This is a genomic window from Orbaceae bacterium lpD01 (assembly GCA_036251705.1).
Taxonomy (GTDB): domain Bacteria; phylum Pseudomonadota; class Gammaproteobacteria; order Enterobacterales; family Orbaceae; genus Utexia; species Utexia brackfieldae.
The window spans coordinates 1,537,428-1,553,330 of the sequence record CP133959.1 but is presented as its reverse complement, the minus strand read 5'-3'; the positions used below and the strand labels follow the sequence as shown (position 1 = coordinate 1,553,330).

General features: G+C 38.0%; 13 protein-coding genes and 2 tRNA genes. 6 read left to right on the top strand and 9 right to left on the bottom strand.

Annotated elements, in window-relative coordinates; all coding sequences use genetic code 11:
• Window positions 1-495: 495 nt before the first annotated feature.
• The 3 genes from RHO15_06990 to RHO15_06980 form a co-directional block, all read right to left on the bottom strand.
• On the bottom strand, window positions 496-1,755 hold the full coding sequence (locus RHO15_06990) for a hypothetical protein (GenBank protein WVD63223.1): 1,260 nt from the start codon (window positions 1,753-1,755) through the stop codon (window positions 496-498).
• Between the two features lie 232 nt (window positions 1,756-1,987).
• On the bottom strand, window positions 1,988-3,190 hold the full coding sequence (locus RHO15_06985) for a multidrug effflux MFS transporter (GenBank protein WVD63222.1): 1,203 nt from the start codon (window positions 3,188-3,190) through the stop codon (window positions 1,988-1,990).
• A gap of 235 nt (window positions 3,191-3,425) precedes the next feature.
• Entirely contained in the window at window positions 3,426-4,328 is a 903-nt protein-coding gene (locus RHO15_06980) for a LysR family transcriptional regulator (protein WVD63221.1), read from the bottom strand.
• A gap of 113 nt (window positions 4,329-4,441) precedes the next feature.
• On the opposite strand from RHO15_06980, the gene RHO15_06975 reads away from it, so the two are divergent.
• The 6 genes from RHO15_06975 to RHO15_06950 all read left to right on the top strand — a co-directional run bounded on the left by RHO15_06975 (window position 4,442) and on the right by RHO15_06950 (window position 11,186).
• Complete coding sequence (locus RHO15_06975) at window positions 4,442-5,512, top strand: alpha/beta hydrolase (GenBank protein ID WVD63220.1); 1,071 nt, start codon at window positions 4,442-4,444, stop codon at window positions 5,510-5,512.
• A 137-nt stretch (window positions 5,513-5,649) separates the two neighbouring features.
• Complete coding sequence (locus tag RHO15_06970; protein WVD63219.1) at window positions 5,650-6,684, top strand: carboxymuconolactone decarboxylase family protein; 1,035 nt, start codon at window positions 5,650-5,652, stop codon at window positions 6,682-6,684.
• Between the two features lie 25 nt (window positions 6,685-6,709).
• On the top strand, window positions 6,710-7,459 hold the full coding sequence (locus RHO15_06965; GenBank protein WVD63218.1) for an SDR family oxidoreductase: 750 nt from the start codon (window positions 6,710-6,712) through the stop codon (window positions 7,457-7,459).
• 16 nt (window positions 7,460-7,475) lie between these two features.
• Window positions 7,476-8,972, top strand: coding sequence for a flavodoxin (locus RHO15_06960; protein ID WVD63217.1), 1,497 nt, complete (start codon window positions 7,476-7,478; stop codon window positions 8,970-8,972).
• Window positions 8,973-9,106: 134 nt separating this feature from the next.
• Window positions 9,107-9,961, top strand: coding sequence for an aldo/keto reductase (locus RHO15_06955; protein WVD63216.1), 855 nt, complete (start codon window positions 9,107-9,109; stop codon window positions 9,959-9,961).
• Between the two features lie 112 nt (window positions 9,962-10,073).
• Window positions 10,074-11,186: an alpha/beta fold hydrolase gene (locus RHO15_06950; GenBank protein WVD63215.1), complete on the top strand. Its 1,113-nt coding sequence runs from the start codon at window positions 10,074-10,076 to the stop codon at window positions 11,184-11,186.
• A 436-nt stretch (window positions 11,187-11,622) separates the two neighbouring features.
• Here RHO15_06950 and RHO15_06945 read toward each other — a convergent pair.
• The 6 genes from RHO15_06945 to artQ form a co-directional block, all read right to left on the bottom strand.
• Window positions 11,623-11,698 (bottom strand) — tRNA-Gly (locus RHO15_06945).
• Between the two features lie 19 nt (window positions 11,699-11,717).
• A tRNA-Leu gene (locus tag RHO15_06940) sits at window positions 11,718-11,804 on the bottom strand.
• Window positions 11,805-11,929: 125 nt separating this feature from the next.
• Window positions 11,930-12,487 (bottom strand): CDP-diacylglycerol--glycerol-3-phosphate 3-phosphatidyltransferase, encoded by a 558-nt coding sequence (gene pgsA / locus RHO15_06935; GenBank protein ID WVD63214.1) that lies wholly within the window; start codon window positions 12,485-12,487, stop codon window positions 11,930-11,932.
• 128 nt (window positions 12,488-12,615) lie between these two features.
• The gene (gene uvrC / locus RHO15_06930; GenBank protein WVD63213.1) at window positions 12,616-14,460 is read right to left on the bottom strand and encodes an excinuclease ABC subunit UvrC; all 1,845 of its coding nucleotides are present in this window, start codon (window positions 14,458-14,460) and stop codon (window positions 12,616-12,618) included.
• A 29-nt stretch (window positions 14,461-14,489) separates the two neighbouring features.
• A complete protein-coding gene (artM, locus tag RHO15_06925; GenBank protein ID WVD63212.1) occupies window positions 14,490-15,167 on the bottom strand; it encodes an arginine ABC transporter permease ArtM in 678 nt (225 codons plus the stop codon).
• Complete coding sequence (gene artQ / locus RHO15_06920; GenBank protein WVD63211.1) at window positions 15,160-15,900, bottom strand: arginine ABC transporter permease ArtQ; 741 nt, start codon at window positions 15,898-15,900, stop codon at window positions 15,160-15,162. The genes artM and artQ overlap by 8 nt, the downstream gene beginning before the upstream one ends.
• Window positions 15,901-15,903: the final 3 nt, after the last annotated feature.

Here is a 15,903-nt window from a genome sequence, read left to right as displayed (position 1 = left end):
AGAAATTCTAAAAGTATCTCTAGATATTTTTTCCACTTCCTATTACTAATAGTGGTAATGAAAATTTAGTAAATTCCAGCAAAATCAAAACAATCGATGTACTAAATAAACAAGGCTGTAACAGAAAAAGTAAAGAATAAAGATAAATAAAATAAATTAAAACAGTATGTTAAGCAAGAATAAAGTGAAATATTGAGTGACCTTTATAGACTCAAATTCATTGGATAACTTATTGAATATTATTGAAAATATAAGTTTTATAGTAAAATTGGAGCGGTAAACAAGACTCAAATTTTAATGATAACCTGCTGTAAATAATGTATATTTATTGCGTTGTAAAAATACATGTACTAAAAAATGTACTAAATAAACAACGCTGTAAAATGATAACAAATATAGATTAAAATACAAGATGTTTATCTTTTTCTCTTGTGACGCATAGCTTTTATAGGTTAGTTAGCTGATGTAAACGAGTCCTAACATGTGGTTTAATTATTATTTTCCACTAACAGATATAATCTCCAATTCGAGTTGCTCAACTATATTATTAATGTTGTTAATAGTGTTCCCCATTCTCGTTTCCCTTGACAGTATTGCTTCATGATTGAAATAGTTGTTTATTGAGAAATTACTATCTTCTTCGGCTTGTACTAGTTGTTGTAACGTCGGTTTAAAAAATGGAAGAAGAATATTGTCATTAATATTAAAAACACACGATGTGGCGGGGCATAAATCCATTATTTCAATTAAATCTTTATCGAAAGTTAATAGTGCTGAAAAAAAATAACGTTCACTATCAATTGGTTTTATCATTAATCGCTTTTCAAGAAGTCGAATATGAAATAAATCCCAAGCCATATTATTTAATATAGATTTCAAGTTTGACTTATTTTTTTGAATTTTTTTAAAAAATCGAAGTTTTTGGCCTTGTTTAAAATAGGTGTGTGCAATTACTGTTTCTCTTTGAGGAATAAATGCTAGTTCTAAATGGCAAAAATCCATAAACTCCATCATTTTTTTATCATATATTGATGCTTCTGATGATGGGTACTTAAGCTGTAAAAGAGACATTTTTAAAAGCAAACAATATAGTTGTAGATGTAATAAACTAAGATCATCTTTGGCTCTAGTGTTTAAGTTCATGTAGAGCCAAGACATTTGCTCTTGTGCGTCCTTTAATAATTCTGCTTCTTGTAACGTAGAGCGTATTTCCCCTCGGTTTTTTAGCCAGTCTATATCTAGTGTTTTTAGGACTGCGTATGCTTTTAAATTATCGTAGATTTTATCTACTTTGATTCCGTCTTCTAAGTTTTTTTGATTTTCATAGTAATAAGGTAACGGATCAATATTAACTTCATTGTAAGCAATAAACTCGAAAACTTCTTTAAAATCTAGTGGTATAGAGGCACCTTTTTTATTTGAAAGATAAGGAACAAGATAGCTTAAGGCTTGGGTATCGAATGCAATAGAGTAGTCAGCTTTATAACTTGAACTACCTGTTTTCATTTCTTCTCGTGTCTCTGGATCTAAAACCCAAATATTTTTTGTCTTAAAAATACTGCGAATTGCGCCTCCAGCAGTAAATGTTTTGTTGAATGCATATCCAGGAATACCACCGTCCTCCGATGCAAAAACGAATTTATAGTTTTTTATCAACGGTGAAAATTCATCATAAAGAAATAGCCTTTCTTTCTTCGTTTTTGCTTCACATATAAATAAAATAATATCTGAAATCATTCTTTGGGTATCAGGCATTAGGACTTCCTTTTTTATTTTTTATATGGTTTAAAATAATTATTTACATAGGTGTATTTTTCAACAATATTTGACAGCGTACGATTTATAATCAAAAAAGAAGACATTATAAACTGGGATTTATTCCACCAGCAGAATTTGAATACAATTTACTAAAAACTGCCTAAGAACGTCTCCAATTTTTGTTGACTGTTACAGCTTATATTTGCCTAAAAATGATATTTGGAATAAGTTAACTCAATGATATCGTTTTATTAAAAGGTAACAACATCATCGAAGCACTTAATATAATAAATATCGTCATGATAATAATCATCGTCCATGGTGAATCACTGGATAACCAAGCTAGCAGTAAAGACGAAATAATACCACTACCATACTGTAAAGAACCAATAAGCGCAGAGGCTGAACCGGCTATTTCTGGCACTTGATCTAGCGCTGCTGCAGTTGCACATGCGGCAATCATACCGTTCATCGAAAAAAATATAAAAATCATTATGATGATGCTGTAAACGCCGCCGATTTGCCAATAAAACAAGAGAACTAAAATCAGTAATGCACTCATAGCAATCAAGGTGGTTAAAAGTAATAATAAATCAAGAGAATAACGAGTGACCAGATAACGATTGAGTAAACTTAGTCCTACAACACCAACAATATTGATGGCAAATAGCCAACCATAATATTGTTCACCAATACCATAATATGAGATATACACAAATGGTGAATCGACAATAAACGCATAAGCTGCCACATAGAAAAGGGCGACACATAAGGTATAGCGCATAAATTGCCAATGACTTAATAGCGAATAGTAAGTTGAAAAAACGGTTCTAATGTCGAGATGTGTCCGTTTTTCTGGAATATGAGTTTCCGGTAACAAAAAGATGGAAATAAAAATGAGACTACCAATCACTGTTAATAACCAAAAAATAGCGTGCCAAGTACTGAATTTAATTAGTTGGCCGCCAATTAATGGTCCAGCAATCGGCGCTATTGCCATCACAATGGTCAATGTCGATAAAGCTTGAGCAGCTTTGGTTTGTGCATACAGATCGCGAACAATCGCTCTGGCAATCATCGGACCGGTACAAGCACCAAAAGCTTGAATAACACGCCAAAAGACGATTTGCCCAAGGTTTTGTGAAAGGGCGCAACCGACAGAGCCAATAACAAACAAGATCATGCCAATAAAGAGGGGTTTACGTCGACCGATTTGATCACTGATCGGTCCCCAAACTAATTGCGCTAAAGAGAAACCAATCAGAAATCCAGTAATGGTTAACGCTATATTGCCCACTAACTCATGCTGCATTTGCGGCATGGCTGGTAAGTAAATATCGACGGATAGTGAGGTCATGGCCATTAAAACGCCAAGAATGAGCATCAGTAGCCAATTAGCGATCGGCTTATTTGTTTTTGTTAATGTATTCATCATTATATTCAGAGATTTTAAATAAGTTAGCAATCTTGATAAGCGTCTTGATAAATGAGAATATTGCATCGTTAATCTGCATAAGCATCACGTTTATTCAAAGCGCTTAGATGATTGAGGTCATGGCGCTATTCTAGCTATAATCATTAATGCAATAAATAGGCAGTTTATTCATACTGTGATGAATTAAATTCACTAATAATGTGAATGATATTACTGCAGTGTAAGAACTCCGTTATTGACTTTCCTGCCAGCGCAATGATTCAATCAATGTAGTCATTGCTGGTGTTTTATGTCTATTTTTGGCGTAATAAAGATACATCGGCGGATACGTTATTTGAAGTTTAGGGAAAAGTGTGACTAACTGACCTGATTGGATTTCACTGTGCACCGACGTATAAGGTAGCCAAGTTATACCTAAGCCATCGATAGCTGCTTTTTTGACTAAATCCATTGAGTTAAAAATAATACTTTCCGGTACATCTATTTTATAAATTTGCTTTTGTTGCATAAATTCCCATTCATTTAGGCGATATTCAGGATTCAATGAGATGACTATGCAGCGGTGTAAAGTAAGATCTTGTAATTTATGGGGTAGACCAAATTGATTAATATAATGTGGCGAGACCACTAGTGTCATTGCATTTTCATCTGAGATTCGCACGGTGACCATGTCCTGAGCAACATCTTTACCCGAACGCACGCCAAAATCAAAACGTTCGGCAATGATATCAATATAAAGATTATTGATGAATATCTCTAATTTTACCGCAGGATTATCCACTAAAAATTTCCTAACTTTTGGGTAAATGATTTCAAATGCGGGACGTTCTGGACAATTTATTCGAATTTTACCACTCATTTTATCGGTATAATCAGACAGTGCGCCTAGTTCTTCTTGAATTGAAATAAACATTGGCAGGGTACGTTCAAGAAGCTGTTGACCAGCTTCGGTGGTTGAGACTGAGCGAGTGGTGCGATTTAATAGTTTAATATTTAAACGTTTTTCTAAATCATTCATCCGGTGACTTAGGGCCGATGGTTGCACATTTAACACCGATGCCGCCTGCGTAAAACTGCCTAATTTAGCCACCTGTACAAATGCGTAGAGATCATTGAACTGTTTGTTATCATTCATAGTCGTTCCTATTATTGAATTTAATTCACTAAGTCATTGTGATTATCCTATCTTATCAGCACAATAATATTAGCATACAGTATGGTAAATCACATCAAGATAGGAAGTAAACAATGAAACTTATCAAGACAACAGTATTAGCAACGATATTAGCTGCAATATTAGGAGGCAATGCTATGGCCACAGATTACAAAAATAACCCATTTACGTTAACTTACGATAATGCCATTACTCAAAATGAGAAAGGTAAAGTCAATATTCACCCCGTAAAATATACACAAAAACAGACTGGTATTGAAGTGGTTGCGAATGTGTATACTCCCGCCAATTACGATCCGACAAAAAGCTATCCAGCTATTGTGGTGGCACATCCCAATGGTGGTGTCAAAGAACAAGTTGCTGGTTTGTATGCGCAAAATTTAGCTGAAAAAGGCTATATTACTATTGCTTTTGATGCGGCTTACCAAGGTGGAAGTGGTGGATCACCACGCTATACCGATAAACCGCAAAATCGTATTGAAGATATTCGTGCGGCCGCTGATTTTATCTCACAATATCCCGGTGTTGATGCCAAGCGATTAGGATTACTTGGCATTTGTGGTGGCGGTGGTTATTCCATTAAAGCGGCACAAACTGACAAACGATTTATCTCTATCGCAACGGTCAGTATGTTTAACACTGGTGATGCACGCCGTAACGGTTTTATGCGTAGCCAAAAAGAGACTATTCAACAACGTTTAGTCGATATTGCTAAAGTTCGTGCTTTAGAATCAGCAGGTGGTGAGATTCAATATTCGCCTTCATTTGGTCAAAATATGACGCCAGAACAAGTGGCAGCATTACCGTTTGAGATGTATCGCCAAGGCTATGAGTATTATGCGCAAACACATGCTCATCCCAATTCACAAACTAATAATACCATCGATAGCTTTCAGGATTTAATGGCATTCGATGTTAACACAAATGTGGATTTGATTAATCAACCATTACTGATGGTTGCGGGTGAAAAAGCCGATTCGCTCTATATGACGCAAGAAGTGTTTGCTAATGCAACAGGTACCGACAATAAAGCGTTGTTTCTAGTACCGAATGCTAGCCATATAGAGACCTATTGGAAACAGCCTTATGTACAACAAATTACCGATAAGTTAACGGCTTTTTATGGCAAAAACTTAAACCAATAAATCATAATCAGAAATCAATGCCTTCTAAAAAGAAATTAGAGGGCATTTGATGAGAGAGAAGAACAATGATTCAAATCAGCAAGATTTTTATTGTCCTTTCTTTTGCATTATTCACTCATTTAGCAATAGCAGATACCATGAATACCCAATTTACTTCAAAAGATACGTTAACCTTACAACCAGCAGATACTAATCATTTTAGTGGCGAGGCCGCTTTTACTTGTTTCCCAACCATGCCAAGTAATGGTGATGTCTCCCCGGCGATTGTTCATTTTGAACCCAATGGTTTTACTGATTGGCACTCTCATAGCCAAGGACAATATTTGATTATCACCGGGGGTACCGGACGTTTTCAGGAATGGGGTAAACCGATACAAATCATCACTCAAGGTGATGTTGTTTGGATTGAACCGAATCTGAAACATTGGCATGGCGCAGGCGAGTATACCGCGATGAGCCATATTGCCATTAGCCCCGCGCAAGGGAGTCAAGTGACGTGGATGGAGAAAGTCCAGCCTGAAAAAATGGAAAGTCCAGTAAAAATAGACAAAATCCAAGGCGATCAATTAACGGCTAAACAATTAGCGATTGTTCCTCTTGCCCTTGCAGTCACACAAGGTGATCTGAATGAAGCAAAAGCGGCGATTGAGCAAGGACTTAAAAATGGCTTAACCGTTAATGAGTTGAAAGAGGCAATCTCACATCAATTTTCCTATATTGGTGCGCCAAAAACACTTAACGGTTTGATAACATTAAAATCTGTAGTTGAAGAACGCGCTAAACAGGGCATTAACGATCCACAAGGTAAACTCGCGACTGACCTTGGCAAAATAGATTATTACCAGCTTGGGACACAAAAATTGGCTGCATTAACTCAGCGTCCAACGCAATCAGCAATTTTTGATTTTGCGCCAGCGATTGATTACGCCATAAAAGCACAGCTATTTGGTTATCAGTTTAGTCGGGATAATTTGGGGGATGTTGAGCGAGAACTTGCCACTGTGAGTAGTTTGGTGGGGTTAGGGGAGAGTGTTAATGCTCAGTTACGTTCTCATTTAACCGTATTAAAAAATCTGGGTTTGACGGAAAACAGTTTTAAGCAACTCACTGTTATCGTTGATTCAGAACAAGCTGAAAATATGCGTAAAGTGTGGGCAGTGATTAATAAATAGTCATTGCTTTTAACGGGAGTTTAATATGAATAACATTAACCGTGTTTTAATTGTTGGTGCAACCGGTAGTATTGGCCGTTTTGCGGTAGAAGAAGCATTAACACAAAAATATGACGTTTACGCCTTAGTTCGCGATGCGCACCGCGCAAACTTTGATGACAGGGTGCACGTTATTGAGGGTGATTTAACCAATTATCTCACTTTAGATGCCATGGATGCGGTAATATTTACCCAAGGTAGTTACGATAGCAATATGGCGGAATCAGTTGATTACAATGGTGTACGTAATGTTTTAAATGCTTTGAAAGGCGACTTAAAACGGATTGCATTAATGACGTCAATTTATTCCACCGCAGATCGAGAAAATAGCCACTGGAAACGCCGTGCTGAACGGCTAGTTCGCGCCAGCGGTATGACTTATACCATTGTCCGCCCAAGTTGGTTTGATAATAATCAACGTGATGAGTTAGCTTTAGTTCTGACCCAAAACAGTGATAAGCACTGTTATACTTTTACTGCAAAAGATGGTGGCGTATCGCGTCAACAAATAGCAGAAACATTGGTTTTAAGTTTGCAAACCGTTAATACGATGAATCGCACCATCTCGCTATTTTCGACCAAAGGTAAACGGACACAGGATTTTGAAGCCTTATTTGCAAGTACATTATCTGACAAAAAACAGAATAATTTTGATGGCATCAATGATCCAAATAATTTGCCTATTGAACAAGAACCAGAGCGTGTATTACTCGATTTGGATGCCGTTCGACAATAGAAGTGGAAGGTGAGTAATGAATCAACTATCACGCTCTCGACGTCAATTTTTAAAAGGTGCAATAGTGTTACTGTTATTGAGCGGAATTAACGTTAAGATTCATGCTCAAAATAGCAGTAAGCCGCTTGTCATTTATTTATCACGAACACACAACAATAAAGTATTAGCTAAATTTATTGCTCAAACTGTAGGTGGGGATTTAGTTGAGATTAAAACTCGGCAACCTTACCCAAAAGATTATCAGCTTATGCGTAGCCAAGTCTCGAATGAGCTTAACAATGAGGTACTTCCTCCGTTAGATCATTCACTTAATCTTGATCCTTATCAGCAAATTTTTATTGTCTTTCCTACTTGGGCTATGCGATTGCCACCACCGATAAAAACGTTTCTCTCAACTCATAATTTGAATGGCAAAATTATTATGCCGCTCAACACCAATGCTGGTTATGGCGTAGGTTCTGGATTTGATGAAATAGAAAAGTTAGCATCAGGTGCAATGGTGTATCAAGGTTTATCCATCAAAGGCGGTAATGAAAGAGAAGGCAATCTTTTTGTTATGCAAGGTAAAACGTTACAACAAGCAAAACTCAACATTCAAACATGGTTGCAAGCAATGCCAAGCAAATCCAATTCCAGTACAGCAAACAAAGTCGTACACTTAACAGCACAAAGTACGCTCGGTGATCTGCTTGAACACCCAAAGCTACGTCTGTTTGCCGATAAAATATTACCATGGGATGGTATGAAATATGATCGCACATTGCCTTTATCACGTATCAGTGAATTAATGCCATATCATCATTATTTTAATATCGATGATATATTGAAGCCACTAAACACCATGATTCTCAGTAACGAGCCGGTTTTTTATGATTATTATGGTGGTGATGTACCTTATACCGGACTGTTTCTGTTACGAGGTCAACCTAACATGCCAACTGCGGTAATTGTAGCAGGGGGTGGTTTTCAGTATGTCGGATCGTTACATGAAGCTTTTCCATTAGCGCAAAAAATTGTCGAAAAAGGATATAACGCCGTTGTCGTTAAATATCGCGGCGGTGTCAGTAGCCAACGGGCTACTGAAGATTTAGCTCATGCAATTGGCTATCTATTTAATCATCAACAAAAATTAAAAATAGATATGAATCATTATTCGGTATGGGGTGCTTCTGCTAGCGCAAGAATGGCAGCTTATATTGGTTCTTATGGCGTACAGCGTTTTGGTGTGTATGATTCTAATATACCAAAACCTCAGGCCGTTATTATGCTCTATACGGGACACTCTGATATTAGTAACAATGAAACACCAACTTTTGCAGCGATTGGAGAGAGTGACAATATTGCTTCACCAAATGTTATGGCTAGTCGAATTCAACGATTACTGCAACAAAATGTAAAAACTGAATTTCATCGCTATCCAAAAGTTGAGCATGGTTTTGGATTGGGAACAGGTACTGCAGCTGAAGGTTGGATTGATAACGCGGTGGATTTTTGGCAAAAAACGATGGAATAACTTAATAAATATAAACATTTCAAATCACGATTATTGATGAATAAATTTCACAAGCCCATGTCTTTTTACCTAGATTATCATCATTATCAATTGTTTTATAATAGCTGCATCTAATCAATAAGAGGAAGTTAATCATGAATAAAATAATAATATTAAATAACGGTGTTGAAATGCCTATTTTAGGCTTTGGCGTTTTTCAAATGACAGATTCAACAGAGTGCGAAAAAGCGGTCCATGACGCAATAGATTCAGGGTATCGTTTGATTGATACCGCAGCGAGTTACCAAAATGAAACCCAAGTAGGTAACGCCATTCAAACACACGGTGTTGATCGTCGAGAATTATTCATCACCACGAAATTATGGCTACAAGATACTAACTATGAAGGTGCAAAAGCGCAATTTGAACGTTCATTAAATCGTTTACAATTGGATTATGTTGATCTCTATTTAATCCATCAGCCTTATGGTGACATTCACGGCGCGTGGCGAGCAATGCAGGAGTTACACTTAGCTGGTAAAATTCGATCGATTGGCGTCAGCAATTTTCAGCCGGATCGTTTGGCGGATTTAATGGCATTTAATCAGATTCCACCAGCGGTTAATCAAATCGAAGTTAACCCTTTTCAACAACAGCTTGATGCTGTGCCTTACGTGCGAAAAGAGCATATTATACCGCAAGCATGGGCACCTTTTGCAGAAGGCAAAAATGGACTATTTACACATCCTATTTTAAGTCAAATTGGCGCTCAATATGGTAAGTCCGTAGGACAAGTAATATTGCGTTGGTTGGCACAACGTGGCGTTGCAAGTCTGGCTAAGTCAGTTAATAAGGCGCGAATGGTTGAAAATCAAGCTATTTTTGACTTCGAACTTTCTCAATCTGACATGAAGCAGATCGAAACATTAGATACGGCGACTAGCCAATTTTTTAGTCATCGCGATCCAGAAATGGTGAAATGGTTGACAGGTCGAAAATTAGAAGTTTAATTTCTGTGCAGTAAAAGAACAGATATAAACCTGAAATGCGTAACTTTTATGATGAAACATTTTTGAACCGTTATATTAATATCGTTAATGATATTATAACTAAGGATAATCTATGAAAAAGCTCGCAATATTTACCGTGCTGAGTTTAGCTGTTTCTACAGCTCACGCCGCACCTCAAAATCCGTTAATAATTGAGCAACAAGGCAGCTTTGCAATCGGCGGCATAGTGAAAACCAGTGAAGGCAAATACAATTCACGTCCTGAAATGACGCAAACTAAAACCAGCAATGAATTTATGGATGTGTATAAAGTCAATATAACCAATGGTGGACAAACTTTACACGGTGATCATGCAACTGTTTCCTATCAAATACCAAGTAATGTTAAGTCATTACCTTTAGTTTTTTTACATGGTGCAGGACAGTCGATGAGAACTTGGCAGACAACGCCAGATGGACGTGAAGGTTGGAATACCCTCTTTTTGCGTAAAAATTATGCTATCTATTTAGTTGATCAACCTCGTCGTGGTTGGTCTGGTCGTTCAACGGTTGACGGTTCAATCCCTGCGATACCTGATGATCAATTTTGGTTTGCACAATTCCGTATGGGGGAATATCCACATTTTTTCAAAGGTGTTGCCTTTCCTCAGGATGCCGCGAGTTTAGACCAGTTTTTCCGTCAAATGACACCCAATACCGGCCCATTTGATGCCAGTGTTATCTCCAACAGCCTAAAAGCGCTGTTTGATCGAATTGGTAATGGCGTATTGGTTACACATTCTCAAGGTGGAAGCCCTGGTTGGTTGACAGGGATAAAAGTGCCAGAAAAAGTGAAAGGCATTGTTGCTATTGAACCGGGTAACTTCCCTTTTCTTGAAGGTGAAGTCCCTCCAATTGTTGAAAGTGCTTATGGTAATATCACTGCCGATAGTGTGAAAAAAGCCGATTTTGATAAACTGACTAAAATGCCGATTATTATCTATTTTGGTGACAATATTGCTGAGGAACCCTCTAAAATTCAAGGTGAAGACCAATGGCGTATTCGCCTATTGCTAGCCAAAAAGTGGGCGGAAGTTGTCAACAAACATGGTGGTGATGTGCAAGTAGTTCACCTGCCTGATGTTGGTATTAAGGGAAATACTCACTTTATGATGCAAGATTTAAACAGTGCCGAGGTAGCAGAGCATTTGGACGGATGGTTGAAAGAAAAAGGTTTGTCTAATTAATTTAAATAGCATTTTTTAATTGTAAATTTTAGATATGCTTTGGTTATAGTGTTCTATACTATCAAATTAACTTTTAACATGAGTTTGAATTTGATAGTATCCATTTTTGTCTTTACCTATTACAGTCGAATACTGTTTTTAGTATCCCCATCTGCAATCACCTCTAGTAACCCTATCAAAAATTCTAAAATTACCTCTAGATATTTTTTCCACTTCCTATTACTAATAGTGGTAATGAAAATTTAGGAAATTCGAGAAAAATCAAAACAATCGATGTACTAAATAGACTAGGCTGTAACAGAAAAAGTAAAGAAGAAAGGTAAATATAATCAATTAAAACAAAATGTTAAGTAAGAATAAAGTAAAATGCTGAGTGACCTTTCTAGACTCAAACTCATTACCTAACTTATTGAATATATAAATTTTATAGTAAAAATGGAGCGGGAAACGAGGTTCGAACTCGCGACCTCAACCTTGGCAAGGTTGCGCTCTACCAACTGAGCTATTCCCGCATAGAGATAAGATAATTATTGGTGCCCGGGGCGAGACTTGAACTCGCACGACCCAAAGGTCGAGGGATTTTAAATCCCTTGTGTCTACCGATTTCACCACCCGGGCTCTTCACAATGATTGAGAATTCGTTCCGTTTTCTCATCGTCGTTTCGATGATGTGCATTATACTTATCTTTCTTTTGGAATCAACCCCCATTTTAAATTAATTGATTTGACTGCTTAATTTTGAATCATTCTGCTTCATCGTTGAGCAAATCTGGGTGTGAAGCCCATAAATATTGGCACATTGACCATAAAGTAAGCGCTGAAGCAATGTATAAAGCAATGATACCTGCACCAAAAATAAAATCATTTGGTCGCCATAATAACCAGGTTAATGCGGTCATTTGTGCCACCGTTTTAATTTTACCGATAATCGACACCGCAACACTTTTACGTTTTCCAATCTCGGCCATCCACTCTCTTAACGCGGAAATTAATATTTCACGTGAAATCATAATAATGGCCGGAATTGAGATCCACCAGGCATGATAATGTTCTGTAATCAGCACCAGCGCAATGGCCACCATCAACTTATCGGCCACCGGATCCAAAAATGCGCCAAAGCGCGTGGTCTGTTTTAAACGTCTGGCCAGATAACCATCAAACCAATCGGTTACGGCTGCAATCAGAAATATCAGGGCAGTTATAAATGGGGCATGGCGAGTAGGAAGATAGAATGCCAAAATAAAAAAGGGAATTAGAACAACCCGAAAAAGGGTCAGAATGATAGGTACATTTAGTCTCATGGCATTAGCTCTATCTGGTTAAAATGAAATAAAAAGTAAAAAAGTTGTTTTTTAATGGTTGAGTCAGATCTATTTTATGTATGTTGCCTGAAAAATAGCCTTTTTTCAATGCATAGTTGTGCTTAAAATCAGTATTGTAGGCTGGTATAGATTTTATCTGCTAAGGTTTTTGAGATACCCGGTACTTTGGCTATCTGTTCAACGCTGGCATTTTTTAGGCCTTGTAAACCACCAAAGTGTTTCAACAGTGCCTGACGTCTTTTGGCTCCGACGCCCTCGATGAGTTCGAGCGAGCTGTCCTGAACCATTTTTAACTGTTTTTTGCGCTGTCCAGTGATAGCATGATCGTGCGAAGCATTACGGATCTGCTGAACCAGTAACAGTGCAGGGGACTGCGCATCAAGATAGACTCCTTGACCATGAGATTGGAAAAATAGTGTCTCTAAGCCTTCTTTACGCTCAGAACCTTTGGCGACGCCAATGAGTATGGGTTTGTGCTTATCCCAATCAACTTGCAGTTCGGCAAACACCGTTAAGGCACGATCGAGTTGTCCTTTACCGCCATCAATAAAGATGACATCGGGTATTTTATCTTCTGGCAGTGTTTTCTTGTCATAGCGACGGCGTAACACTTGCCCCATCGCCGCATAATCATCACCCGGCGTGATGCCGCTAATATTGTAACGACGATATTCCGATTTGAGTGGGCCTTTTTCATCAAATACCACACAGGAAGCGACTGTGCTTTTACCGGTAAAATGGCTGATATCAAAACACTCCATGCGGGTTATTTTGGCGAGTTTTAAAAACTCCGCTAAGGCATCATAACGCTGCTTTAAGGTCGATTTCTGTAATAATTTATCGCTGACCTCTTTTTGCGCATTGACGGTGGCTAAATTGAGTAGTTTAGCGTTATCGCCCTTAGGATCGGTAACAATTTTAACCTGTCGTTTGGCAATCAGACCCAGTGACTGTTCCAGTGCCGCTTTATCTTGTAAATTGTAATCGAGAAAAATCTTTTTCGGCATATGACGGTGCGCATTACCTTGCAGATAAAACTGGCCTAAGAAGGTTTCAATCACCTCATCGAGCTCGGTATCGGGCGGAATTTTAGGAAAATAGGCCCGATGACCAAATGTGGCACCATTACGAATAAAGAAGACATAAATACAGGCAATACCCGCTTCAAAATGAAAACCAACCACATCCAGATTGTCATTATTACTGTTGAAGATCACCTGTTTTTCAGATATCTGTTTAATCGCTTGCAATTGATCGCGTAGCTGGGCGGCTTTTTCGAAATTTAAATCATCACTGGCTTGCTGCATATCCATGGTCAGCTGCGCAATCACTTTCTCGCCATGACCTTGTAAGAATAGACGGACATAATTGACTTGTTCATGATAGTCTTCATCACTGACTAAACCTTTTACACAAGGACCAAGGCAGCGTTTAATTTGATACTGAAGACAAGGGCGGGTGCGGTTTCGATAGACGGAATCTTCACACTGGCGAATCGGAAAGGTCTTTTGTAATAACGCTAAGATATGTTTAACTGAAATCGAGCTGGGATAGGGACCAAAGAACTCATCGTTTTTTTTATTAATGGTACCGCGAAAAATCGACACCCGTGGATGGACTTCTTTGCTTAATTTGATGAAAGGGTAGCTTTTATCATCTTTGAGTAAAACATTATAGCGTGGCTGATGTTTTTTGATATAAGTCTGTTCTAACAGCAGCGCCTCTATTTCCGTATTGGTGATCGTGTATTCGACGTGCTCAATATGGCTCACCAGCGTATCGGTTTTCAGCGTTTTTTTGGTCGCATTAAAATAACTTTTTAAGCGCTTATTGAGATCTTTCGCTTTACCCACATAAATAATCGTTTTCTCAGCATTGAACATCTGATAAACGCCCGGTTTATGTGGAACTTTGGCTAAAAACGCTTTAGCGTCAAAAGAGGTAGCTTGCATATTAGATGACTACATCGACTCCTTGTTGATTACTCTTCGAAAGTTAAGGCTTTTTTCTCAATCATTCTCATCATGAGACTTAATAAGCCATTTATCAAGAGGTAGATAGCCCCAGTTAGGATAAATATTGAAAATTCATAGTAGTTGCCCATCAGATACTGATTATATCCCATCACATCTAATAAGGTAATGGTTGAGGCGAGCGCGGTCCCTTTTACCACAAAAATCACTTCATTAGAATAAGTCGACAAAGCGCGCTTTAATGCATAAGGTAAAATGACTTTAAGGGTTTGTCTTTTATTCATACCCAATACGGCACAAGCTTGCCACTGTCCCTGTGGAATGGCTTTTAAGGCGCCATAAAAGATTTGTGTGGTATACGCGGCACTGTTTAACGTGAGTGCTAAAAATGCGCAAAACCAAGGATGTGATAGGAGTGACCATAATAGCGGTAACTGATCTTGCAGATGACTAAATTGAACTGGGCCATAGTAGATTAAAAATATTTGTACTAATAAAGGCGTACCGGTAAATAGCAGGATATAACCTTTAATCACACTGTTAAGTAGTCTATTTTTAAAGGTGAGTAATACCGTAAAGCCAATGGAGATTAAGCAAGCACAAATAATCGCTGAGAAACTTAAGGATAAGGTCACCGGTAAACCCTGGCATAAGGTTTTAAAATAAAACCATAATTGATCAGCCATGATGTGCTCCTTGTTCAAAATAAAGCGATTTCTGTTCTAATTTCTTCAGGATCTGTTGGCTGATGACCGAAATAATTAAATAGATACCGGCGGCAATCAGATACCAGGTAAAAGGCTCTCGGGTATAAGAGATAATACTGCGTGTTTGCATCATCACATCATTGACTGTGATTAAGGAAACCAGAGCGGTATCTTTCAAGAGAACCAGCCATTGATTACCCAGTCCCGGCAGAGCATGTCGCCACATTTGCGGGATGACAATGCGGGTGAGTGTCCGAAAACGACTTAATCCTAACACTTGTGCCGCTTGACGCTGGCCAATAGAGACGGCTTTAAAAGCGCCACGTAAAGTTTGCGAAGCATAGGCGCCATATAAAAGTGACAGTGCAACAATACCACATAAAATCGGACTGATATCAAAGTTCTCGATATCATGCTGAATTCTAAACTGCATGAAATATAAATTGAGAGTAAAACCATCATCAATGGCGCTGAGAATCATCGGAATACCATTATAGATGGCGATCACAACTAGAATCTCTGGCAATCCTCTTAACAACATAATCACGCCAGTAAAGGTGCGGCTTAGCCACTTGATTTTTACTGACTCTAAAGCGGCAAAAACAAAAGATAGCAATAAGCCAAATAGTAATGAAACCAAGGCTAAATATAATGTGACGCCAGCGGCTTTGAGTAATAAAAATAGATTACTATCGAAAAACCAATCTATCATAGA

Bases quoted from the DNA above. Each gene is read 5' to 3' on its own strand.
- RHO15_06990 (WVD63223.1), bottom strand. From the start codon at position 1,755: ATGCCTGATACCCAAAGAATGATTTCAGATATTATTTTATTTATATGT.
- RHO15_06985 (WVD63222.1), bottom strand. From the start codon at position 3,190: ATGAATACATTAACAAAAACAAATAAGCCGATCGCTAATTGGCTACTG.
- RHO15_06980 (WVD63221.1), bottom strand. From the start codon at position 4,328: ATGAATGATAACAAACAGTTCAATGATCTCTACGCATTTGTACAGGTG.
- RHO15_06975 (WVD63220.1), top strand. From the start codon at position 4,442: ATGAAACTTATCAAGACAACAGTATTAGCAACGATATTAGCTGCAATA.
- RHO15_06970 (WVD63219.1), top strand. From the start codon at position 5,650: ATGAATACCCAATTTACTTCAAAAGATACGTTAACCTTACAACCAGCA.
- RHO15_06965 (WVD63218.1), top strand. From the start codon at position 6,710: ATGAATAACATTAACCGTGTTTTAATTGTTGGTGCAACCGGTAGTATT.
- RHO15_06960 (WVD63217.1), top strand. From the start codon at position 7,476: ATGAATCAACTATCACGCTCTCGACGTCAATTTTTAAAAGGTGCAATA.
- RHO15_06955 (WVD63216.1), top strand. From the start codon at position 9,107: ATGAATAAAATAATAATATTAAATAACGGTGTTGAAATGCCTATTTTA.
- RHO15_06950 (WVD63215.1), top strand. From the start codon at position 10,074: ATGAAAAAGCTCGCAATATTTACCGTGCTGAGTTTAGCTGTTTCTACA.
- pgsA (WVD63214.1), bottom strand. From the start codon at position 12,487: ATGAGACTAAATGTACCTATCATTCTGACCCTTTTTCGGGTTGTTCTA.
- uvrC (WVD63213.1), bottom strand. From the start codon at position 14,460: ATGCAAGCTACCTCTTTTGACGCTAAAGCGTTTTTAGCCAAAGTTCCA.
- artM (WVD63212.1), bottom strand. From the start codon at position 15,167: ATGGCTGATCAATTATGGTTTTATTTTAAAACCTTATGCCAGGGTTTA.
- artQ (WVD63211.1), bottom strand. From the start codon at position 15,900: ATGATAGATTGGTTTTTCGATAGTAATCTATTTTTATTACTCAAAGCC.